The organism is Bacillus sp. AP8 (genome assembly GCF_000321185.1).
Taxonomy (GTDB): Bacteria; Bacillota; Bacilli; order Bacillales; family DSM-1321; genus Bacillus_AD; species Bacillus_AD massilioanorexius.
Genome location: NZ_CAPG01000036.1, coordinates 25,869 through 49,354, shown reverse-complemented (window position 1 = coordinate 49,354; position 23,486 = coordinate 25,869). Strand labels below are relative to the sequence as shown.

Annotated in this window: 28 protein-coding genes; 27 read left to right on the top strand and 1 reads right to left on the bottom strand. The window is 33.4% G+C overall.

Translation table 11 applies throughout. The features are described from left to right. Positions 1-10 precede the first annotated feature (10 nt). From ypeB to fni, 8 genes are all read left to right on the top strand, one after another. The gene (gene ypeB / locus BN349_RS09430) at positions 11-1,363 is read left to right on the top strand and encodes a germination protein YpeB (protein ID WP_019242049.1); all 1,353 of its coding nucleotides are present in this window, start codon (positions 11-13) and stop codon (positions 1,361-1,363) included. Between the two features lie 199 nt (positions 1,364-1,562). Next, complete coding sequence (locus BN349_RS24855) at positions 1,563-1,781, top strand: flagellar brake protein (RefSeq protein WP_232423544.1); 219 nt, start codon at positions 1,563-1,565, stop codon at positions 1,779-1,781. Positions 1,782-1,804: 23 nt separating this feature from the next. Further along, on the top strand, positions 1,805-2,212 hold the full coding sequence (locus BN349_RS24850) for a flagellar brake protein (protein ID WP_051024222.1): 408 nt from the start codon (positions 1,805-1,807) through the stop codon (positions 2,210-2,212). A gap of 46 nt (positions 2,213-2,258) precedes the next feature. Next, a complete protein-coding gene (locus tag BN349_RS09420) occupies positions 2,259-2,444 on the top strand; it encodes a YpfB family protein (protein ID WP_019242048.1) in 186 nt (61 codons plus the stop codon). A 432-nt stretch (positions 2,445-2,876) separates the two neighbouring features. Further along, positions 2,877-3,551 carry a (d)CMP kinase gene (cmk, locus tag BN349_RS09415; protein ID WP_019242047.1) on the top strand — a complete coding sequence of 225 codons (675 nt, stop codon included), beginning with the start codon at positions 2,877-2,879 and terminating at the stop codon, positions 3,549-3,551. Between the two features lies 1 nt (position 3,552). Beyond that, positions 3,553-4,140, top strand: coding sequence for a lysophospholipid acyltransferase family protein (locus tag BN349_RS09410; RefSeq protein WP_019242046.1), 588 nt, complete (start codon positions 3,553-3,555; stop codon positions 4,138-4,140). A gap of 157 nt (positions 4,141-4,297) precedes the next feature. Further along, the gene (gene rpsA / locus BN349_RS09405; protein WP_019242045.1) at positions 4,298-5,428 is read left to right on the top strand and encodes a 30S ribosomal protein S1; all 1,131 of its coding nucleotides are present in this window, start codon (positions 4,298-4,300) and stop codon (positions 5,426-5,428) included. A 14-nt stretch (positions 5,429-5,442) separates the two neighbouring features. Then, a complete protein-coding gene (fni, locus tag BN349_RS09400) occupies positions 5,443-6,468 on the top strand; it encodes a type 2 isopentenyl-diphosphate Delta-isomerase (protein WP_019242044.1) in 1,026 nt (341 codons plus the stop codon). A gap of 378 nt (positions 6,469-6,846) precedes the next feature. Here fni and BN349_RS25345 read toward each other — a convergent pair whose 3' ends face one another. Next, positions 6,847-6,984, bottom strand: coding sequence for a YpzI family protein (locus BN349_RS25345; protein WP_019242043.1), 138 nt, complete (start codon positions 6,982-6,984; stop codon positions 6,847-6,849). Between the two features lie 106 nt (positions 6,985-7,090). Here BN349_RS25345 and BN349_RS09390 point away from each other — a divergent pair, with 106 nt between their 5' ends. The 19 genes from BN349_RS09390 to aroC all read left to right on the top strand — a co-directional run bounded on the left by BN349_RS09390 (position 7,091) and on the right by aroC (position 23,485). Then, on the top strand, positions 7,091-7,684 hold the full coding sequence (locus BN349_RS09390; RefSeq protein WP_019242042.1) for a YphA family membrane protein: 594 nt from the start codon (positions 7,091-7,093) through the stop codon (positions 7,682-7,684). Positions 7,685-7,687: 3 nt separating this feature from the next. Beyond that, positions 7,688-8,578, top strand: a complete 891-nt coding sequence (locus tag BN349_RS09385; protein WP_019242041.1) for a YIEGIA family protein — start codon at positions 7,688-7,690, stop codon at positions 8,576-8,578. Position 8,579: 1 nt separating this feature from the next. Next, positions 8,580-8,765 carry a capping complex subunit for YIEGIA gene (locus BN349_RS09380; protein WP_019242040.1) on the top strand — a complete coding sequence of 62 codons (186 nt, stop codon included), beginning with the start codon at positions 8,580-8,582 and terminating at the stop codon, positions 8,763-8,765. 197 nt (positions 8,766-8,962) lie between these two features. Then, positions 8,963-10,273 carry a ribosome biogenesis GTPase Der gene (gene der, locus BN349_RS09375; RefSeq protein ID WP_019242039.1) on the top strand — a complete coding sequence of 437 codons (1,311 nt, stop codon included), beginning with the start codon at positions 8,963-8,965 and terminating at the stop codon, positions 10,271-10,273. A 16-nt stretch (positions 10,274-10,289) separates the two neighbouring features. Beyond that, positions 10,290-11,333 carry an NAD(P)H-dependent glycerol-3-phosphate dehydrogenase gene (locus tag BN349_RS09370; protein ID WP_026089257.1) on the top strand — a complete coding sequence of 348 codons (1,044 nt, stop codon included), beginning with the start codon at positions 10,290-10,292 and terminating at the stop codon, positions 11,331-11,333. 401 nt (positions 11,334-11,734) lie between these two features. Beyond that, complete coding sequence (locus tag BN349_RS09365) at positions 11,735-11,935, top strand: DUF2768 domain-containing protein (protein ID WP_019242037.1); 201 nt, start codon at positions 11,735-11,737, stop codon at positions 11,933-11,935. A gap of 15 nt (positions 11,936-11,950) precedes the next feature. After that, positions 11,951-12,667 carry a hypothetical protein gene (locus BN349_RS09360; protein ID WP_019242036.1) on the top strand — a complete coding sequence of 239 codons (717 nt, stop codon included), beginning with the start codon at positions 11,951-11,953 and terminating at the stop codon, positions 12,665-12,667. Positions 12,668-12,949: 282 nt separating this feature from the next. Continuing rightward, positions 12,950-14,428 carry a stage IV sporulation protein A gene (spoIVA, locus tag BN349_RS09355; RefSeq protein WP_019242035.1) on the top strand — a complete coding sequence of 493 codons (1,479 nt, stop codon included), beginning with the start codon at positions 12,950-12,952 and terminating at the stop codon, positions 14,426-14,428. 823 nt (positions 14,429-15,251) lie between these two features. Next, entirely contained in the window at positions 15,252-15,524 is a 273-nt protein-coding gene (hbs, locus tag BN349_RS09350; RefSeq protein ID WP_019242034.1) for a non-specific DNA-binding protein Hbs, read from the top strand. 445 nt (positions 15,525-15,969) lie between these two features. Further along, on the top strand, positions 15,970-16,173 hold the full coding sequence (locus BN349_RS24845; protein ID WP_019242033.1) for a hypothetical protein: 204 nt from the start codon (positions 15,970-15,972) through the stop codon (positions 16,171-16,173). Between the two features lie 30 nt (positions 16,174-16,203). Next, a complete protein-coding gene (locus BN349_RS24840) occupies positions 16,204-16,392 on the top strand; it encodes a hypothetical protein (protein ID WP_019242032.1) in 189 nt (62 codons plus the stop codon). 324 nt (positions 16,393-16,716) lie between these two features. Next, positions 16,717-17,283 (top strand): GTP cyclohydrolase I FolE, encoded by a 567-nt coding sequence (folE, locus tag BN349_RS09340; RefSeq protein WP_019242031.1) that lies wholly within the window; start codon positions 16,717-16,719, stop codon positions 17,281-17,283. 30 nt (positions 17,284-17,313) lie between these two features. Further along, on the top strand, positions 17,314-17,538 hold the full coding sequence (mtrB, locus tag BN349_RS09335; protein WP_019242030.1) for a trp RNA-binding attenuation protein MtrB: 225 nt from the start codon (positions 17,314-17,316) through the stop codon (positions 17,536-17,538). Between the two features lie 340 nt (positions 17,539-17,878). After that, the gene (locus BN349_RS23710; RefSeq protein WP_019242029.1) at positions 17,879-18,697 is read left to right on the top strand and encodes a heptaprenyl diphosphate synthase component 1; all 819 of its coding nucleotides are present in this window, start codon (positions 17,879-17,881) and stop codon (positions 18,695-18,697) included. Between the two features lie 3 nt (positions 18,698-18,700). Continuing rightward, on the top strand, positions 18,701-19,405 hold the full coding sequence (locus BN349_RS09325) for a demethylmenaquinone methyltransferase (protein WP_019242028.1): 705 nt from the start codon (positions 18,701-18,703) through the stop codon (positions 19,403-19,405). 39 nt (positions 19,406-19,444) lie between these two features. Beyond that, positions 19,445-20,407 (top strand): heptaprenyl diphosphate synthase component II, encoded by a 963-nt coding sequence (hepT, locus tag BN349_RS09320; protein ID WP_019242027.1) that lies wholly within the window; start codon positions 19,445-19,447, stop codon positions 20,405-20,407. 105 nt (positions 20,408-20,512) lie between these two features. After that, on the top strand, positions 20,513-20,959 hold the full coding sequence (gene ndk / locus BN349_RS09315; RefSeq protein WP_019242026.1) for a nucleoside-diphosphate kinase: 447 nt from the start codon (positions 20,513-20,515) through the stop codon (positions 20,957-20,959). Positions 20,960-21,436: 477 nt separating this feature from the next. Continuing rightward, complete coding sequence (locus BN349_RS09310) at positions 21,437-22,210, top strand: CheR family methyltransferase (protein WP_019242025.1); 774 nt, start codon at positions 21,437-21,439, stop codon at positions 22,208-22,210. Positions 22,211-22,312: 102 nt separating this feature from the next. Next, positions 22,313-23,485: a chorismate synthase gene (gene aroC, locus BN349_RS09305; protein ID WP_019242024.1), complete on the top strand. Its 1,173-nt coding sequence runs from the start codon at positions 22,313-22,315 to the stop codon at positions 23,483-23,485. Position 23,486: the final 1 nt, after the last annotated feature.

Here is a 23,486-nt window from a genome sequence, read left to right as displayed (position 1 = left end):
GAGCAGAGAAATGATAAGAGGTATTATCATAGCCGTCTTGGCTATTGGTGTAGCTGGAACTGCATATTGGGGTTATCAAGAGCATCGAGAAAAAAACGCGATCCTTGTTCAAGCGGAAAATAATTATCAGCGCGCCTTTCATGATTTAACCTATCAAGTTGATTTATTAAATGACAAATTAGGTACTACATTAGCGATGAATTCAAGAAGATCATTATCACCGGCATTAACGGATGTGTGGAGGGTAACATCTGAAGCTCAAAATGACGTTGGACAGTTACCGTTAGCTTTACTACCTTTTAATAAAACAGAAGAGTTTCTAGATGAAATTGGTGATTTTACCTATAAAGCAGCGGTAAGAGATTTAGAGAAGGAACCTCTTTCTGATCAAGAATATAAACTATTGCAGCAATTATATGCTCAATCAGGTGATATTCAAAATGAATTGAGAAAAGTTCAGAACACAGTAATGAAGAATAATTTACGATGGATGGATGTTGAATTAGCATTAGCATCAGGTGATGAAGCGAAGGATAATTCCATTATTGATGGTTTTAAAACAGTAGAAAATAAAGTAAATGGATTTTCAGAAGCTTCACAGTTAGGTCCAACACATGTTTCTCATAGGCAAAAAGATCAGAAATATCGTTATATTAAAGGTAAAGAGATTTCTAAAGAAGAAGCAATTGAAATTGCTAAAAAGTTTGTCTCATATGATAAAACTGCAAAATTTTCAGTGAAAGAAAATCGAGCAGGATCAGATTTTGAGTTTTATACTGTAGATATTAAAGATACTAAATCCAATAATTATGCGACATTAGACTTAACGAAAGTTGTTGGTTATCCTATTATATTTATGAATAATCGAGAAGTAAAGGAAGCTAAAATTAGTCTAAATGACGCTGAGAAAAAAGCAAAACTATTCTTAGATAAACAAAATTATAAATCAATGGAGATGTTTGAGAGCTCACAATATGATTCTGTTGCCATTTTTAACTTTGTTCAAGTTGAAAATGGAATAAGAATATATACGGATTCTATAAAAGTAAAAGTAGCTTTAGATACAGGTTCTATTATTGGCTATTCGGCAGAAGAGTATTTACAAACAGATAAGAATAGACAATTAAAAAAACCTGAAAAATCAATGGAAGAAGCGAAGAAAAAAATAAATCCAAAAGTAAAAGTAATGGAAAATCGATTAGCGATTATTACTAATGATCTAGGTGATGAAATTCTTTGTTATGAGTTTTTAGGTGTACTTGGAAATGATACGTATCGCATTTTTATTAATGCAGATAATTTAGATGAAGAAATGGTAGAAAAAATGGATGAAGCTGAGCCGTCTTATGATAATACTATTTAGCTAAGAAAAAGGCATTCAAAAGTAATATTTGTATACTTTTGGGTGCTTTTTGTTTATTTTATAACAAAAAATAGGTATATGGTAAGAGTTCTTATATCTTAAAGCTATTTGAGTCTTTCTCTTTTATAGGTATTCTGTCATAATATAAGTAATTTATTAATTCGTATATTTCATAAAAGTGGGAGTATGGTGATTGTTCATGAAAATAGGGGATAGTTTAGTACTAGAAGAAAAACTTACAAATCAGTCAGAAAAATTTAAAACAAAAATTTTAGATATCAATAGTCATTCTGTTTTCATTGATTTTCCAATTAATTTATCAACTAATAAAACTGTATATGTAGCAGATGGAAAGCATTTTAAGGTAACTTACGTTAGTCCAGATGGCACAGCATATGTTTTTTTACTGAAGTATTAGGAAAAGTAAAAGGAACGATACCAATGGTTAGATTAAAGAAGCCTGATGAGGATGATTTCATTAAGATTCAACGAAGAGAATTTGTTAGGATTGAAACAACTATTGATGCTGCTATTCATAGTTCTAATATGGAATTTACACCTTTTACAACTGTAACGGAAGATATAAGTGCAGGTGGTACAGCGATTCTAATTCCTAAAGATATCACGCTATCACCTGATTCATCTATCAATACTTGGTTAGCTCTTCCGTTGAAATCTGGAATTATTCAATATTTAAATATAAAAAGTCGGTTTGTGAGATTGATAGAGAGAGAAGGGAGTACTAAAAACATTGCTTCAATCAAATTCACTGATATTTCAGATAGTGATAGACAAATAATCATTCGATTTTGTTTTGAAAAACAATTAGAAAATCGAAATAATGTATAAAAAAACATCATTTGCCTATAATGTGAGATAAAAAATGGTGGGAGTTATGAAAAGAATAGAAGGAATTATTATTAAGTTACTTGTTATTCAAGCGATATTTTTATTGTTTTTTCAGGTAGTATTTCATCGTGAAGACTCATTTCTTGAGCTTAAAAAGTTAGCAAAATATGAAGGAGTCTACTTCAATAATTATGATCGTATAGTGGATGTGTTACAAAACAACAGTAGATAATGATTCTTTTCATTTAGTAAAGCATTTGATGATTTTGCCTCATTTTATTGTGAGTATATGAAATGAAGTGTCTTAAGTACGGAATAATGAATGAAATCATTGAGTAGCGTAAACGAATATCAGGCAAAGTATAAGGGCGTTTAAAAAGTAATAAAAGATTACTTTTTAAGCTGCCCTTTTTTTATAAAAGGTCGAACTGTAGTTGTTTCGAATTTATGGTAAAATAGACATTGATTGATTATTTTAAGATCAGAAAGTATAAATGCTCAAATTAGATATATGTCTAGTTTCTATACACATTGCCTACTAATATTCTTTTTATATGTTGCGTAGGGTATTATTACTATTACATCCAATGCTTAGCTAATTTACCGCATAGTTGAGGCGTGTGTGATTTACTTATACGATCGATTTGTATTTACAGGAGGAAATATGGATAAAAAAATTTCAGTAGCTATTGATGGTCCTGCAGCAGCAGGTAAAAGTACTGTTGCAAAAATAGTAGCGGAACATTTCTCATATGTATATGTTGATACGGGGGCTATGTACCGTGCATTAACATTAAAGGCTATTCAAAACAATATAGATGTTAACAATGAAGATGATTTATATGAAATGCTTTTGAAAAGTTCATTAATTTTACAACCTAGTCCAAATGGACAATTGGTCTTTTTAGATGGAGAGAACGTTACCGAAAAAATTCGAACTGCTGAAGTTACAAATAATGTTTCAGCTGTAGCTAAGCATTCATTAGTCAGAAAAGAAATGGTTAAAATTCAGCAGGAACTAGCAGCTAAAGGTGGAATAGTAATGGATGGAAGAGATATTGGGACACATGTTCTTCCTTCAGCAGAATTGAAAATCTTTATGATTGCTAGCGTTGATGAAAGAGCTCAAAGAAGACATAGTGAAAATATCTCAAAAGGATTTCCTTCTGATTTACAAACATTAAAAGAAGAAATTGCTGCTCGTGATAAGTTTGATTCTGAAAGAGAAGTAGCACCGTTAAAAAAAGCGGATGATGCTATTGAAATTGATACGACTTCATTAAGCATTCAAGAGGTGGCAAATGAAATTATATCTTTAATTAAAGAAAGGGCTTTGTAAAATGAACTTATATCCATTTGCTAAAACAGTCGTATATTCTGTTTTAAAGCCAATCTATCGATTTGAGGTCATTGGTAAGGAAGACTTTCCGAAAGAGGGAGGAGTTCTCCTATGTTCTAACCATATTGATGCACTAGATCCACCAGTAGTAGGTATAAATGCACCAAGACCTGTGCATTTTATGGCTAAGGAAGAACTTTTTTCTGCACCGATACTTAAACATCTATTACCTCATTTAAATGCGTTTCCTGTAAAGAGAGGTATGAGTGATCGTGAGGCTTTAAGAAAAGGGATAAATGTTTTAAAAGAAGGAAAAGTTTTAGGATTATTTCCTGAAGGCACAAGAAGTAAAGATGGTACGTTAGGTAAAGGTATGGCTGGTGCAGGATTTTTTGCTATGAGAACAGATGCAGCTGTCGTACCATGTGCGATCATTGGACCGTATAAGCGTTTTAAGAAGTTGAAAGTTGTATATGGTAAACCAATTGATTTCTCTCTTTATAAGAAAGAGGATAAGCGATTATCTGCTGAGGAAGTAACAGATATCATTATGGAAAATATTTCAATGCTTATTCAACAATATAAATAAGGCAGATTACTTGACAAATGTTCTAAAGTATAAGAGTTTTATTTAGAGGATGTTTATTCCGAATAAAATCTGGTAGCTATCGTGTTTTTGCTTTTCTTCTATAAAACGAAAAGTAAATAATAACACTTTCAGCAGTCATGGGTAAGGAGGAGTACATATGATTGAAGAAGAATATGAAGTAAAAGACTTTAAAGTGGGCGACACAGTAAAAGGAATCGTTACAAAGGTTGAAGATAAACAAGTAATTGTAGATGTTCAAAACAGTAAATGTGACGGTATTATTCCAATTAGTGAACTTAGTAGTTTGCATATTGAGAAAGCAGCAGATGCTGTTTCTGAGGGTGACGAACTGGAACTAGAAGTTACTAAAGTGGAAGAAGAAAGCTTAATCCTCTCAAAAAGAAAAGTAGATGCTAAAAAAGCTTGGGAATCACTGAATAAACAATTTGAAGCAGGCGAAGTATTTGATGCTGAAGTAAAAGAAATTGTTAAAGGTGGTTTAGTAGTTGATATAGGAGTAAGAGGCTTTGTCCCTGCTTCACTAGTAGAAGATTATTTTGTAGAAGATTTTTCTGATTATCTTGGAAAAACAATGAAATTTAAAATTGTAGAAATTGATCAAGATTCAAACCGTATCATTTTATCACATCGTGCAGTTGTTCAAGATGATAAAAATAGAACTAAACAACATAGACTTGATGAAATTCAAGATGGTCAAGTATTAACAGGTACTGTTCAAAGATTAACTGACTTTGGTGCATTTGTTGATATAGGTGGAGTAGATGGTTTAGTTCACGTATCTCAGCTATCACATGAACATGTAAACAAACCTTCTGACGTAGTTAAAGAAGGTGACGAGGTAAAAGTTAAAGTTCTTTCTGTTGATCGTAATAATGAAAGAATTTCATTATCAATTAAAGAAACTCTTCCTGGACCTTGGGTAAATATCGCTGAGAAAGCTCCAAAGGGTGCAGTTCTTGATGGTACAGTGAAGAGACTAGTATCATTCGGAGCATTTGTTGAAATTTTCCCAGGTGTAGAAGGACTTGTTCATATTTCTCAAATTGCAAACAAACACATTGGTACACCGCATGAAGTATTAAGTGTTGGTGAACAAGTGCAAGTTAAAGTTTTAGATGTTCATGAAGATGAGCATAGACTGTCTTTAAGTATAAAAGAGCTTCTAGAAGATTCTGCAGAAGATGATTCTTATGAACTTCCTGAAGAGACAACAGGATTCCAATTTAGTGATGTAATTGGAGATCAATTGAAAAATTTTAATAAATAATTTGGTGATTAATATTGTCAAGAATAAGTCGTAAGTTAGAACATATCGAATATGCATTAAAAACAGGACAAAATAGAACTACTGGATTAGATGATATTACCTTTGTTCATAGAAGCTTACCTCAAATAGCTCTTGATGATGTAAACCTTGAATTAAAAATAGGTGAACTTTCTTTAAGTTCACCTATTTTTATAAACGCGATGACTGGCGGAGGCGGAATAGAAACGGAAATGATTAATCGTGATATCGCAATTGCAGCGAGAGAAAGTGGCATTGCCATGTCAGTCGGTTCGCAAATGTCAGCGTTGAGGGATGAAAATCAAAAGTCGACGTATCAAGTTGTCCGTAAAGAGAATCCTCAAGGTTTTATCATGGGAAATATCGGTGGAGAAGCTACTGTTGATGAGGCGAAAAGAGCAATTGATATGATTGAAGCTAATGCTCTACAAATTCATCTTAATGTGATTCAAGAATTAGTTATGCCTGAGGGAGATCGAGATTTTCGAAATGTTTTACACAAAATAGAAGAAATATGTTCCCAGGTGTCAGTGCCAGTTATAGTAAAAGAAGTTGGATTTGGAATGAGTAAAGAGACTGTCACTACTTTAGCAAGTGTCGGTGTGACATGTGTTGATATTAGTGGATCTGGAGGAACGAACTTTGCTGCTATAGAAAATGAACGTCGAAGCAGATTGTTAGATTTTTTTAATTCTTGGGGAATTACAACCTCAGCATCCATTATTGAAGCAACACATGTACCAAACATGCATGTTTTAGCTTCCGGGGGCATTCAGAATGGTTTGGATGTTGCTAAATGTCTTTCTCTTGGAGCAAAAGGAGTAGGCGTTGCAGGACATTTATTGAAAAAATATAAAGAATTTGGTTTGCAAACATTAATCGATGAAATTAACATTATACAACAAGAATTGTCAATGGTTATGACAGCTCTTGGCGTAAAACGAATAGATGAACTTTCTACGGTTGAGAAAGTCATTACTGGAGATACATTACAGTGGATTAAGCAAAGAAACTTAAAATGAAAAAAGATAGTTGACTTAAAAGCAAACTTTTAGGACAGCTATCTTTTTTATTGTTAATGTGTCAAGCACCTCGATCAAAAGGCAAACTTTTGGATAGCTCATCTTATGTTGGTCGGAGGCCTACTGGATGTAGGTCACAACGCTGTTGCCACAAGAAGTGGCGTATTTAACCGTTGATTAAGGCTATTCAATATCTAGCCTTATACCTATGTTCGGAAATAATCCATCTCTTTTCAGAAGTCAAACCCCGACTTCCAATAAGATCTGACTACATGTCTCCTTTTAGATTGGAAAATCAATCATTGATGTATAGTGTTATTTATAAAAGAAGAGTTACTTCATAGATAACTAAAAATCAAAGGACCGGTAACGGTTTTTTTAGTTATGTTGATTTAGTTTTCTTGCTTCTTCGGGTGTATCTAGTCTAGTAGCTCCGTCATAATGTAGCGATTGGTCTCTGTCTGATTCTACTCTTCTACTTTGTTTTAATTTTTTTTCTTGACGATCTCTTCCCACTTATGTCACCTCCCTAAACGTTTATTTCTGATTTTCAGAAAAATAAATGAGTTAGTTTGATTCAATGTAATAGTGTCGATACTGTGAGATGAAAGGAGTTATCAGTATGGACGGACTATTGTTTATATGGATTAGTTGGATATTTATTATTATTTATGCCTTTTTTTCGAGTTCTTCTTCTCGTAGCTCGTTTATTTGTCATTTATTAATTGTTATTTTCCTTTCGCAGTATGCAGTCCCATTTGGGGAGCTAGACATCAATATAACCATTTTCTATATGATGACCATTACATGCTACTACATGGCTAAGGCAACATTTATGAGACAAATATATATTATCTTTGCTGCTTTTATTATGGCCCTTTGTAGAGCAAGTTATGAGTTACTTTTTTCTTTGGAACCATTATGGTTTTTGTGGGTTCCTTCCTGGTGTATATTTATTATTTTTACCTATTTAGCGGTTATCTTAATTAAACCAAATCAAGAGCGTATGATGTGCCTAATTATGGGAATGGTAATTAGTGATGTTTTAATTTTTATTGTGCATCAACAATCGGCCTTATTGTACTCTATGTTTTCGTTAAATTGGTTAGATCAAGTAGCTATAGTTTTATGTATGCTATTTGTTTGGAAAAAGGTTGAGGAATTAGGGAAATACTTTAGCGAACCTAATAAATATTCTCATAAGAAAGAGGTATAAAAGATGGATGACTATTTTTTACCAATTGTAGTAGGGGGAATCACTGGAGTTATTACTAGACTGTCTATGCTAAAGAGTGATTATCGTCAATATCCTACTTATCTTCATGGGAAGATTATTCATTTGGCGCTTGGAGTCATAGCTGCTGGATTAGGAAGTATAGTTGTACCTGCGCTTTTATTAAAGGAATATACTGCTATCACCTTTCTAACTGTTGCAGCCTCACAATTTAGAGAAGTACGGAATATGGAAAGAAACACATTGACTGGGCTTGATCAATATGAACTTGTAAAACGAGGTAATACATACATTGAAGGAATTGCAATTGCTTTTGAAGGAAGAAACTATTTAGTTATTTTTACGTCAATGATTACTACAGCGGTGTATTTGTTTTTTAATATATGGGCAGCTATTATTACTGGTGTTATATGCATTATTTTAAGTAAAGTATTAATGTCAGGTTCTACTTTAAAAGACATTGTGGACATTGAATATATGGAGCCGAGATTTGATGGTGCTGGCTTATATGTAGACAATATTTATATTATGAATATTGGTTTACCTGATCGTCAAGAAGAAATATTACGTTATGGTATGGGTTTTATTTTAAAACCGAAAAATTTTAATGTGCGGACAACAATTGCGAATTTGGGTCAAAGACAGGCTATTCTGCATGATACAGCGGTGGCGCTAGGGGTATATAGAGATTCAGGTACTCCAGCACTTGTTCCTTTGGCTAAAAGAGATTTAGACGATGGGAGAGTGGCGGTTTTTATTTTGCCTCAAGAAAAAAATATTGAAAAGGCAATAAAAGTAATTGGAAATGTACCTACTTTAGAAAATGCTATTCGATTGCCAAGTAAAATTGACGCTGATGAGAAAGGAATTCTATAAGATGGTCTTAGAAAAATATATTTTAGCAGCTGTCACAACGAATAAAGAAAAGGTTCCCTTCGCCCCATCAGTGTTTTACTGTGATACAATAGAAGAAATGAATACTTTTGGAGCAAATTTAGAGGCGATTCTTGATGGAATTGCACATAAATTGAGTGAAGATGTGTACATCATTGTGAAGCATTAATGAACGCATATTGTTGGATAGAAGAAAATTTGGTACTATAGGATAGTTGCACCCTTCTTATTTTAAGAAGGGTTGTTTTGCAGTAATGAAGAATTTGATTAAAATATTTACTAGATACTTTATAAGGGTAAAACGAAAAGCAAACAAATATAAAGCATTATTCTCATAGTGGGAAATTACAAGAAAGGGTGATGATAATGCCGAAACCAGTTATTGCGATAGTAGGAAGACCTAATGTCGGAAAATCTACTATTTTTAATCGTATTGTAGGAGAACGAGTATCGATTGTCGAAGATATTCCTGGAGTAACGAGAGACCGAATTTATAGTTCAGGCGAGTGGCTTACTCATGATTTTAATATTATTGACACAGGTGGAATAGATCTAGGAGATGAGCCTTTCTTAGAGCAAATTCGTCAACAAGCTGAAATTGCAATTGATGAAGCAGATGTAATCATTTTCATGACTAATGGGAGAGAAGGGGTTACAGGAGCAGATGAAGAGGTAGCAAAAATTCTCTTCCGTTCAAAAAAACCAGTCGTTTTGGCGGTAAATAAAGTTGACAATCCGGAAATGAGGGATCAAATCTATGATTTCTATGCACTAGGATTTGGTGAACCATTCCCAATCTCAGGAACTCATGGACTTGGACTAGGAGATTTGCTTGATGAAGCAGCCAAGCACTTTCCAAAAAATAATGGACAAGAGTATGATGAGGGCGTTATTAAGTTTTCATTAATTGGAAGACCAAACGTTGGTAAATCATCATTAGTTAACGCTTTACTAGGTAAGGAACGAGTAATTGTTAGTGATGTTGAAGGGACCACTAGAGATGCCATTGACTCACCTTATAAATATAACGGAAAAGAGTATGTCATCATTGATACGGCTGGTATGAGAAAGAAAGGTAAAGTGTACGAAAGTACAGAAAAGTACAGTGTACTACGTGCATTACGTGCGATTGAAAGATCGGATGTTGTTTTAGTTGTTTTAAATGCAGAAGAAGGTATTCGTGAACAAGATAAGAAAATCGCAGGCTATGCTCATGAGGCTGGTCGTGGTGTTATTATTGTTGTGAATAAATGGGATGCTATCGAAAAAGATGAGAAGACAATGAAAGAATTTGAAACAAATATTCGTGAACATTTCTTGTTCTTAGATTATGCTCCAATCGTCTTTTTGTCAGCTTTAACAAAAAAACGTATTCATTCTGTAATGCCAATTATTGATCGTGTTAGCGAAAATCACTCATTACGAGTTCAAACGAACATCCTAAATGAAGTAATTATGGATGCAGTGGCTATGAACCCGACACCTACACATAAAGGACAAAGATTAAAAATTTATTATACAACTCAAGTAGCAGTTAAACCGCCTGTCTTTGTTGTCTTTGTTAATGATCCTGAATTATTACATTTCTCTTATTCAAGATTCCTTGAAAATCGAATTCGTGAAGCTTTCGATTTCGAAGGAACACCGATTAAGATTTTTGCAAGAAAAAGAAAATAAGAAAGTAGGGATAAGCATGGAAAAGCATCAAAAAGTGGCAGTTGCAGGAGCAGGTAGTTGGGGAACAGCTTTAGCAATGGTTCTTGCAGATAACGGGCACGATGTAAGATTATGGGGTAATCATCAAGCACAAATCGATGAAATAAATAGTAGTCATACAAATAAGACGTACTTACCTGAAATTCTTCTTCCTGAAAGTGTAATTGGATATACTGATCTTGCGGCGGCATTAGAGGGTGTTAAGACACTTATTCTAGCGGTTCCTACAAAGGCGATTAGAGAAGTAGTAAAGAAGATTAGTTCAACTTCAAAACAGCCGCTAACAGTTGTTCATGTTAGTAAAGGAATTGAACCGGATACGTTAATGCGTATTTCTGAAATGATTGAACAAGATGCAGATCCAAAAATTATTACAGATGTTGTTGTTTTATCAGGGCCAAGTCATGCTGAAGAAGTGAGTTTAAGACATCCTACAACAGTTACCGTTTCTTCGAAAAATATGGCAGCTGCTGAACAAGTGCAGGACTTGTTTATAAACCAAAATTTCCGTGTTTATACGAACTCTGATATTATTGGTGTTGAAATTGGAGCAGCGTTAAAAAATATCATTGCATTGGCCGCAGGTATTACAGACGGATTAGGCTATGGTGATAATGCTAAAGCTGCTTTAATGACAAGAGGATTAACTGAAATAGCTAGATTAGGTACTGTAATGGGTGCAAATCCTTTAACATTTGCAGGACTTACTGGTGTTGGTGATCTTATTGTTACATGTACAAGTGTGCATTCACGAAATTGGCGAGCTGGAAATATGCTAGGAAAAGGACAAAAGCTTGAAGATGTTTTAAACAATATGGGTATGGTTGTTGAAGGAGTGCGTACAACTAAAGCAGCTTACCAATTAGCAGAAAAATATCATGTGAAGATGCCAATTACAGCAGCATTATACGGCGTTCTATTTGAGAATGGTAATGTTAAAGATGCGGTTGATTCTCTTATGTCAAGAGATAAAAAATCTGAAATGGACGATCTAGTCAATATTTTAGAAGCTTCAAAATAATATTTAATTATTTCCTTTAAAAATAGGCATATGATGATACGATTCTTAGGGATTTATCATACAATGCATTGTAATATACAAGACTCATAAACCTATAATGGGTAATTTAGTCAAAAAGAGGGTACTTGAAAGCTAGCTTTCCGTCCCCTCTTTTTTATTTGTCGTTTCTCCTTTATATTTCTTCCTGTCATCATTCACTCTATATTCAAAAAAACTACAAATTTCATTAGAAATTTTCGGAAAATGGACATTTCTTTGCTTAATAATCAGAAAATATTAATTTTTCATTCCTTAAAATAGTGGGGTTGTACTATAATAAAAAAGTGTAAAAAAATACTAGAAAAGTAAGAAAAAGTGGGAATTAACACTTATTTCATCAAATGAAGGGGGAGTGGAGAGGAATGACACCGGGATTACAGAAAATGTGGATTTCATTTGCAGCCATGTTTTTTATGAGTTTTTCTTTAGTTTCCATTTATTTCAGTCGATATAAATTAAAGGGATTTTTCAAAGTGATTACGGCGATTATAGCCTATACATTAATGATTTTGGCTGGATTTATTATTTTTATAGTCGTGTTTAGTGGACCGATAAACGAATAAAATGGGGCAGAAGATATGAGCAGAAAACAATTACTTATTTTTGTGAGTTGTATTTTATTAATTTCTTTATCTGGTTGTATGTATCCGCAAAGTGAAAAATCAGAAAATCGAGTACCGCTGGATAGTCAAATACAAACCGTTCAGAGTGCAGTTAATCAATTTAGAAAAGACCAAAATGGCTTATTACCAATAAAAAATCAAGATACTACTGTAGATATTTATCAAAAATATCCGATAGATTTTAAACGTTTAGAGAAATATTTGCCCGATCCACCTGGCAATGCCTTTGAAAGTGGTGGAGTTTTTCAATATGTACTAATTGATGTTGAAACAAATCCAACAGTTAAAATATATGATCTTCGTATCGCAGAAACAATACAAGATTATAATTTAAGATTGTCCATGTTTCGTGATGAACATACATATCCTCCATTTAAAGAACAGCTTCATACAGACGTGTATACATTAGATTATAAAAAAATTGGCTATAAAGAGCAGCCAGTAGTTGATAGTCCATATTCTGAAAGTCAATTGTCTATTGTTATTGACACTAAAGGTAAGCTTTTTGTAGATTATACACCAGATTTAGTCAAAGCAGTTGAAGGGAAAGATAAGTTAACAGAGGGAGAGGACATACGTAAAAAACTTACGGATGATTCTCCTTTTGTTCCAGCCTTTTCATTGCCTTATACTGTAGATGAAAACAATAGACCGGTTTTTATGACAAAATAGGAATAACCCTTCTCTTACAAAATATATTGTAGGAGAGGGGTTTTTTTGTAGGAAAAATGATTCGCACCATATTAGTCAGTGCTTTAGCATCATATTTTGACAAGCTCTGAAAGACAAATTGAAAATTACGCAAATGCTGGCTCGATAAAAAAATTGAAAAAAGGAAGGGTGAGTTTAATTTTATAGCATATTTTCATAGGACAACATCATAGATATATAGTGTATAAATCTCAAAATTTGGATTTTATATCCCAAGCACTCTAATAATCGGGAGGGAATCTCGTGGAAAAAGTAGATATTTTCAAAGATATAGCTGAAAGGACTGGCGGTGACATCTATTTAGGTGTGGTGGGAGCAGTTCGCACAGGTAAATCAACCTTTATAAAAAAGTTTATGGAACTAGTTGTTATTCCAAATATGGATAATGAATCAGATCGTCAAAGAGCTTTGGATGAACTACCTCAAAGTGCAGCAGGTAAAACAATCATGACGACTGAACCGAAATTCGTTCCTAATTCTGCTGCTAGCGTAAAAGTTGATGAAGGCTTAGAAGTTAACATACGTCTTGTAGATTGTGTTGGATATACTGTTCCTGGCGCAAAAGGGTATGAAGATGAGAATGGACCTAGAATGATTAATACACCATGGTATGAAGAAGCGATTCCGTTTCATGAGGCAGCAGAAATTGGAACAAGAAAAGTAATACAAGATCATTCGACAATAGGAGTTGTTGTAACAACGGATGGTACTATAGGTGAAATTCCACGACGGGATTACTTGGAGGCCGAAGAACGTGTAATAGAAGAATTAAAAGAGGTTGGTAAACCATTTATTATAGTGGTTAATTCTGTTCAACCATTTCACCCAGATACAGAAGCTCTCAGAAATAAGCTTCAAGAAAAATATAATATTCCTGCACTTGCAATGAGTGTTGAGAGTATGCGTGAGTCAGATGTTTTGAATGTTCTAAGAGAAGCTCTCTTTGAGTTTCCAGTATTAGAAGTAAATGTGAATTTACCTAGTTGGGTAATGGTATTACGCGATAATCATTGGTTAAGAGAAAGCTATCAGGAAGCTGTAAAAGAGACGGTAAAAGATATTAAAAGACTTCGAGATGTTGATCGTGTCGTTCAACAATTTAAAGACTTTGAATTCATAGAGGATGCTAGTCTAGCAGGAATGGAAATGGGGCAGGGAATAGCAGAAATTGATTTATACGCTCCTGATGAATTATATGACTCCATTTTGAAGGAAATTGTAGGTGTAGAAATTAGAGGGAAAGATCATTTGTTAGAACTAATGCAAGATTTCTCCCATGCAAAGGCTGAATATGATCAAATATCAGATGCGTTAAAAATGGTAAAGCAAACAGGTTATGGAATTGCAGCACCATCATTAGTTGATATGAGTTTAGATGAGCCGGAAATTATTCGCCAAGGTCCGAGATTTGGTGTTAGGCTAAAAGCGGTCGCTCCATCCATTCATATGATTAAAGTGGATGTGCAGTCAGAGTTTGCTCCAATTATCGGAACTGAAAAGCAAAGTGAAGAGCTTGTACGTTATTTAATGCAGGATTTTGAGGATGATCCATTATCTATTTGGAACTCAGATATTTTCGGAAGAAGTTTAAGCAGTCTTGTTAGGGAAGGTATCCAAGCGAAGCTTTCATTAATGCCAGAAAATGCTCGATATAAACTAAAAGAGACGTTGGAAAGAATCATTAATGAAGGTTCAGGTGGATTAATTGCTATAATTCTTTAATGAAAATAATCCTAAAATTTTATATAAAAAAAGACTGTCTTACATGTGTAAGTCAGTTTTTTTATGTGTATTATGTTTTTTGTAAATGTAAAGCGTTATGTTGGAGTTTTTCGAGCTTCTTTATCGATTCTTATACAGGAAAAGTAGCCAATAAAAACCATTGTATTTTTAATAAAGTCTGTGCTATATTTCATTGTTGAAAATGGTTTTAATCCGGTCACATCATACATAGTGCTTGCAAAACTTTCTCACTTCTTTCGTAGGAGTCTCACGGATTTTCGCTTAATTATTGCTTGTTAAATATCACCATCAACGGATATCAAAGCCTTAATAAATGTTAATTTTTCTGAGCAATTTAACAAATTTCATTGCGTATTTTTAAAAAATAAGGTAGATTGTTATGTACTTGCATTTTTAGTCACAAAATATTAATCCAATCGGGTTTATATGTTGTATTTATGGGAAAAATGGCAAGTAAATGCTTAAAATTCAAATAATATGCAACAATTCGCTAAAAGATTACCATTATTTATTGAATTCTCTTGATAACGCTAAATGATTATGATAATCTACTTACAGTAAACGAGTTAAGCGGTTGCCATTCTTCGGTTTCACTTTAGTATTTTAGCTTTTCGTTCATACATTTCTCGTTATTATACTTGATTTCTTCTGTAAGATAGAGTAGGATAAAGACTGCTTTTGAAGTAGTTGTATGTTCAAAAGTTATTATAAATTTATAAATAATAAACCTTCATTGTACAACATGTATACAGAGTTTTACGAATGTTGAAAATGAAATTCCCTTTGGGAGGAGGTGAATGGCATGAACAAAACAGAACTAATTAATGCAGTTGCAGAAGCTAGCGAGCTTTCAAAGAAAGATGCAACGAAAGCTGTTGATGCTGTTTTTGATACTATTCTAGATGCTTTAAAATCTGGTGATAAAGTTCAACTTATCGGATTTGGTAATTTTGAAGTACGTGAACGCGCTGCACGTAAAGGTCGTAACCCACAAACTGGGGAAGAGATCGAAATCGCTGCTAGCAAAGTTCCTGCATTCAAACCAGGAAAAGCACTTAAAGATGCTGTAAAATAATCTACATATTAACCAAATATGTATGAGTGAGATGATGATGATAAATTATCATGATTCGCTCTAAAGAAAACAACCTTTAATTTATGTGTAAACATAAATTGAAGGTTGTTTTTATTTGAATGAAATATAAAGAAAACTATGGTGAGATTCAAGACTATAATAGTTTTCGTGAGGACTTTTTATATTTTTTACTAGTAGTCTTTCTAGCTTCTTGCAGATCACACAAGTTTTTTTGCTTTGTGCAGTGGTATAAGAATCGTTGTTCTTTTACCTCAAGATATTCTGTTCTATCAGCAAAAAATCTTTATCAGTAGATAAAATCTTGGAATATTTTGTTTCTTTTTGTCGAATTTCCTATTAAACTATGGAGAAGTTGCTGCTATCTTTTGATTCAAAAGTTTTATTGGGGATATTTGAAACTTTACTAAATAGGGGAATTTTTTTGTTGAATGATGTAAATCCAGAAGCTATTGGTGTGTTTGCTTTGATTGTAACCGTTTTCGTGTTCGGCTTGGAGCAATTAGGGATAGGGGTAAGTAAAAATAGTGACATGCAAAAGGTATCGAGATCTTTGGCTAATATCGCTTTAGTATTTGGTGGTTTTTGTCAGTTGTTCACAGCATTCGCATTATGTTTTTTTGATATTTGAGCAGATCCAGCGACTAGGCAGTTTCTAGGAGTGATTTTCGCAACGTACGGTGCATTTTGGATTGTAGTAGCTATGCATTTCTATAATCATGGAGATAAAAAGGTTTATTCGCATTTCTTTTTAGTGATATTCGGTATTACAGCTATTTTTGCTTATAAAGCCTTCATGACTGAGTATGGATGGCCATTAGGAGTAGCGTTACTACTAATAAATGTATAAACGAAATTATTCAGAAAAAGGGTATTCTCAAAAGTATTACTTTTGCTGATATCCTTTTATAATACATGTTACATAAGAAATAATAGGGAAAGTTGGAATTAGGAGCTTGCGATTTTCTAATTGGACTATTTATAATTTATATTTGGTTAAAAAATGCTAGTAGATATTGGACAAATCAGTTTAATGTATTTTTATAAATGTGTTAAGATATATGTATTATATTTCCGGCCAATAACAGTATAAAAGTAGTTATTATGTAGAAAACTTTTATCTTAAATGTTGTGGAAAAATTATTCAGAATAATCATATTGGGGGAAGAATCAGTTGGAGAAAATCAATCATTCAAAAATAGAAGAAGCTGTTAAAATGATATTAGAAGCGGTGGGAGAAGATCCAAATAGAGAGGGATTGCTAGATACTCCTAAAAGGGTTGCTAGAATGTATGAAGAAATCTTCTCTGGACTTAAACAAGATCCAAAAGAATATTTTCAGACCGTTTTTGGTGAGGAGCATGAAGAACTAGTTTTAGTAAAAGATATTCCATTTTATTCAGTATGTGAACATCACTTAGTACCTTTCTACGGAACTGCTCATGTTGCTTACATTCCTAGAAATGGTAGAGTAACTGGCTTAAGTAAATTAGCAAGAGCTGTAGAAGCAGTTGCTAAAAGACCTCAGCTTCAAGAACGCATTACATCGACGGTTGCTGACAGTATTTTAGAAAGTTTAGACCCACATGGCGTAATGGTAGTGGTAGAAGCTGAACATATGTGTATGACGATGAGAGGTGTAAAAAAACCTGGTGCTAAAACAATAACCTCTGCCGTTCGTGGGATTTTTGCTACAGATTCTAGATCAAGAGCAGAAGTATTATCTTTGATAAAAAATTAGTATGAATGATTACGAAAAGAGGTAAGTGTAGTGGCAGAAAAAAATTCGGAGTATATTATTATTAAAGCAAAAGAAGATGGAGTGAATGTAATTGGACTTACAAGAGGTTCAGATACTAGGTTCCATCATTCTGAAAAACTAGATGATGGTGAAGTGATGATTGCACAATTCACTGAACATACTTCAGCTATAAAAGTGCGCGGAAATGCTCAAATATATACTCCATTTGGAGAGGTTGAAAGTACACGAAAATAAGCAGGGGAAACCTGCTATTTTCGTGTCAAAAAGAATTTTTATGGAATAGCTGATCCTGTTGCTCAATCTTCCGCTTTTAAGTATATCGTTACGTGCTTAAAGCAGATGGAGAATTTCTTATGAATCAATATAGGAAAATGGAACTAGTGAGAAACTGGCTAGTTTTGAGTTAATGGGATTACTTGGGAAGTAAATACCAAACAAAGATTATCAATATTTTTTATGTTATAATATTTGTGTTATTCTATATGGTGATGTAGATTGTGGCATTACGTAAAGTGATGTTCATTTAGATTCAATGTTTATACTTTTTACTTTAAGGAAATAAGGGTGATTGATAGTGGAAAATATATATAATTATAGCAAGGATATAAAAAGTCACATTATTTCAAAAGCGTATCATCCTTATCTTCGTCGATTTTTAAAAGAGCCTGTGATTGAAGAAAAAAAGATATTATTGCTTATTTTACTATTACAAGAATTAAAAATTACGGATGAAGAAAGAGATCAATACATAACAGCAACAATGCTAGTTCAAACGGCACTTGATATTCATGATGAGGTTTCATCTTCAAAGAAACTAGAAGATCCAGAAGTGTTGAAACAACGTCAATTAACTATATTAGCAGGGGATTATTACAGCGGTTTATACTATTACATACTCTCTCAATTTGAAAGAATTGATTTAATTCGATCATTAGCCGAAGGAATTAAAGAGATTAATGAAAAGAAAATCATATATATTCAAAACCAGTTTGCTACAGTTGAAGATATGCTTAATACGGTAAAAGTGATTGAGTCTTCTTTAATTGTAAAAGTAGAAGAATGCTTTGGTTCACAAAAATATAAACATTTCATAGAAGATTATTTGTTGCTACATCGTTTACAAAAAGAATATGCAACCGTAAAAAATGGTAACAAGTCTCTACTATGTAATGGATTCTCCAAAATTAGATATTCAAAAGATATGGCTGATTTAACACAAAGTGAAACAATTCAATTAATAGAATATATCGATATACAAATTAAAGCATTAAGAGATACATGTGTAAACGAGTTAAAGTTGTTATTTCCTCATGATGTAAGCCTATCAAGTATATTCAAAACAACTCTTGCTGAAGACGGATTAACAGCTAACTCATTTGTGGAAGAAGGGTAAAAAATGACACAGTCAAAAGAAGAAAAAGTACATGATGTATTTGAAAATATTTCAACGAACTACGATAAAATGAATTCTGTCATAAGTTTTCAACAACATGTAAAATGGCGTAACGAAACGATGAAAATTATGCAAGTACAACCAGGAACGAAGGCTTTAGATGTATGTTGTGGGACTGGAGATTGGACGATTGCATTAGCTAATGCGGTAGGGCCAAAAGGGCATGTGACTGGCTTGGATTTTAGCAAAAATATGCTTTCTGTTGGAGAAGAAAAAGTAAAGAAGCTTCATTTAAATCAAGTTGAGCTTATTCATGGAAATGCAATGAGCCTACCATTTGAAGATAATTCTTTTGATTATGTAACAATAGGATTTGGTTTACGGAATGTACCAGATTATATGAAAACTCTTGAAGAAATGAATCGTGTACTAAAGCCTGGTGGAATGGCTGTCTGTCTTGAGACGTCCCAACCCACTTTATTTGGATTTAGACAAGGCTACTATTTTTACTTTAAATATATCATGCCGCTATTTGGAAAATTATTCGCCAAAAGCTATAAAGAGTATTCTTGGTTACAAGAATCTGCAAGAGAGTTTCCAGGAATGAAAGAATTAGCGGAAATGTTTAAAAAGGCTGGATTTGAAAATGTAAAGTATAAATCGCATACTGGTGGGGTGGCTGCTACCCATTATGGATTTAAGAAATGATATGAATTCTTTAGATGAATATAGAGCTGGGTGGAATGTATGAAATATAAAATGTTATCCTCTTTTTTAAATGGTGATTTACAGACAATTGAAAAAGAATTAGAAATAAGTATTAAAGCAGAAGATCCCCTTTTACAAGAGGCTTGTTTACATTTATTACAAGCAGGTGGAAAACGTATACGCCCAGTTTTTGTGTTGTTAGCTGCAAAGTTTGGGGAATATGATATTCATGTAATAAAAAAAGTGGCAGTTGCATTAGAGCTTATACATATGGCATCACTAGTTCATGATGATGTTATTGATGAGGCGGCAACTCGTCGTGGTGCGCCTACTATCCAGGCAAAATGGAATAATTCAGTAGCGATGTATACAGGAGATTACATTTTTGCTAGGTCTTTTGAGCTTATTACAGAATTAAAAATTCCAGCTCTACATCAACTGTTAGCGAAAACAATAGTTGAGGTTTGTTTAGGGGAAGTAGAACAAATTCGAGATAAATACAATTTCGAACAAAATGTACGAGTATACTTTAGAAGAATTAAAAGAAAAACAGCGCTATTAATTGCTTCAAGCTGTCAATTAGGTGGAATTGCTTCTGGTGTAGAGGAAGAAATACATAAAAAGTTATATCGTTTTGGATATTATGTGGGTATGTCCTATCAAATCATCGATGATATTTTAGATTTTACAGCTTCAGAAAAAGTGCTGGGAAAACCTGCGGGCAGTGACTTAAGACAGGGGAATATTACCATGCCGGTTTTATTTGCTATGCAGAATCCAGAATTAAAGAAACAAATCGAAACCGTCCACGAAGGAATTGATCCAAAGGAATTAAAGCCAATTATCGAGAGTATTAAAAAATGTGGAGCAATTGAACAGTCTATTGCAATTAGTGATCGATATCTTAAAAAGGCTTTTGAAGAACTAGAGGGCTTACCAAATATTAGAGCTAGAAAAGGATTACATGATATTGCCAAGTTTATTGGTAAACGAAAATTCTGATATTTAATTTTGTGACAGTTGCTAATTTTCTCAATCAATGTTACTATTTTTTTGGCTTGTAAATTAAATAAGCTTAAATCACATACTTATAGGAGTGGAGTTAACATGGAGAAAACTTTTTTAATGGTTAAACCTGATGGCGTTCAACGTCAATTAATTGGAGATATAGTTGCACGTTTTGAAAGAAAAGGCTTCCAATTAGTAGGGGCTAAATTAATGCAAATCTCAAACGAATTAGCAGAGCAACATTATGGTGAACATAAAGAGCGTCCTTTCTTCGGAGAGTTAGTAGAATTTATTACTTCTGGACCAGTATTTGCTATGGTTTGGGAAGGTGAAAACGTAATTTCTACAGCTCGTAGTATGATGGGAGCAACTAATCCGAAAGATGCAGCTCCTGGTACAATTAGAGGAGATTACGCAGCTACTGTAGGTAAAAATATTATCCACGGTTCTGATTCACCTGAAAGCGCTGAGCGTGAAATCGGTTTATTCTTTAAACAAGAAGAATTAGTTAATTATACAAAATTAATTAATGAATGGGTTTATTAATTGATTTGAATTAGAAAATAATAGTTAAGACCTACACTTTTGTTGTAGGTCTTTTTTTGTGGCAGTTTTCTAATTGTTATTATTTCTAAATAAGTTGGTGATGATAACTTGTTTGAGAGGAAGTGTATTGATAGAACAGTGGGACTCATGTGGAAGGAAACGGGTATCGAGGAGGGGAATTCAAGCTATAATCCCCACTTGTCCATAGGTGGTAGCAAAGCGAAAATAGCTTTTATTATCAATAATTATCTTTACATATTCTATTTAGAAAGGACTAGCCTCTTTAGAGCTTATCTAATACACTATAAAGTATAAATTATTATTTCTATAAAACCTTTTGTAGAGTTTTGCGACATATACTAGTACAATTTAATTACAAGACAATTAATTGAAAATTAAAACATATTAAAGCTATGATGAGTTAGATTTGCTAATTAGAAATGTTATAGCATAGTAATAGGGAGCAGGGATTGATTTATGTCTAATGAATATCGTGAATTTGCTATTAAGGTAAAAGGATTAACAGGAATAGATCTGCAATTATATAAAGAAGCGCAGATGAAGAGACGATTAACATCATTGTATGAAAAAAAAAGGTTTAAAAACTTTTATGAATACTACCAATTTATTTCAACAAATAAAGAAGGATTGAATGAATTTTTAGATCGAATGACCATTAATGTATCTGAATTTTATCGAAATGCTAAGAGATGGGAAATTTTGAATAATAAAATCATGCCACAATTATTGAAAGAAAACTCACGTTTAAAAGTATGGAGTGCAGCTTGCTCTACTGGAGAGGAACCTTACACATTGGCGCTAATACTATCTCAGCACTTACCTTTATCAAATATTTCAATCTTAGCTACTGATATTGATGAAAATGTCATTGCTCGAGCGAAAATGGGAGTATATCATGAAAGGGCATTAAATGAAATGCCTGTTGATATCAAAAAGAAGCATTTTGATAAAGAGGGTGAGTATTATCGTCTTCATGATAAGATTAAAAACACCGTTACATTTAAGAAGCATAATCTATTGGCTGATTCATATGAGAAGAATTTTGATCTAGTTGTTTGCAGAAATGTGCTTATTTACTTTACGGAAGAGGCTAAAGATATGTTATACGAGAAATTCAGTCAGTCGATGCGAAAAGGCGGAATTTTCTTTGTAGGAAGTACAGAGCAAATATTTAGTGCGACAAAATATCAATTTGAAGTGGAAGATACTTTCTTTTATAGAAAAATGTAATTCATATTATTGGATAATTTTTTCGTTTTATATTACATACCAGCTTGTTTATGATATATTGTTACATAAAAGCTTTAAAGTGCTAAAAAGGGGATGAAGAGATTGCGTTATTTAACATCTGGAGAGTCACATGGACCTCAACTAACAACGATTATTGAGGGTTTACCTGCAGGAATGCCTATAACGGCTGATGATATTAATCAACAACTAGCCCGTCGTCAAAAGGGACACGGTCGTGGAAGAAGAATGGTTATTGAAAAAGATACTGTAAATATTACAGCCGGAGTAAGACACGGAAGAACTTTAGGATCACCTATATGTTTAGTTGTTGAAAATAATGATTGGAAACATTGGACAAAAATTATGGGTATTGAACCGATTAGTGAAGAAGAAGCGGAGAACATTTCTAGAACTATTTCTAGACCACGACCTGGTCATGCAGATTTAAATGGTGGATTAAAGTATGGGCATCGTGATTTACGTAACGTATTAGAACGTTCATCAGCACGAGAAACAACAGTTCGAGTCGCTGCAGGAGCATTGGCTAAAACTCTATTATCACACTTAAGCATAGAAATTGGTTCACATGTACGTAAAATTGGTGGTATTGAAGCTTCTTCTACATCATTTGAAAGTATGCAGGAATTACAGAGAATTACTGAGGAATCTCCTGTACGGTGTCTTGATCCAGAAGCTGAAAAAAAAATGATGGCGGCAATTGATGACGCTAAAGCAAATGGTGACTCAATTGGTGGGATTGTCGAGGTTATAGTTGAAGGAATGCCAGCAGGGGTTGGAAGTTATGTGCATTATGATCGCAAAATTGATGCTAAGCTAGCAGCGGCAATTTTAAGTATAAATGCTTTTAAAGGTGTAGAAATAGGTATGGGCTTCGAGGCTGCTGACCGCTTTGGCAGTGAAGTTCACGATGAGATTGCATGGAGTAAGGAAAAAGGATATTATCGTCTAACCAACCGTCTTGGTGGTATTGAGGGTGGTATGACTACTGGTATGCCAATTGTTATTAAAGGTGTAATGAAGCCTATTCCAACTTTATATAAACCTTTAAAAAGTGTAGATATTAATACGAAGGAAGTATTTACAGCTAGTATTGAACGTTCTGATAGCTGTGCTGTGCCAGCAGCAGCGGTTGTAGCTGAAGCTGTAGTTGCATGGGAATTGGCGAATGCCATAATTGAGCAATTCCCTAGTGATACATTTAACGGCCTTGTTGAATATATTGAACAATATAGAGAAAAATTAAAGGAGTTTTAAA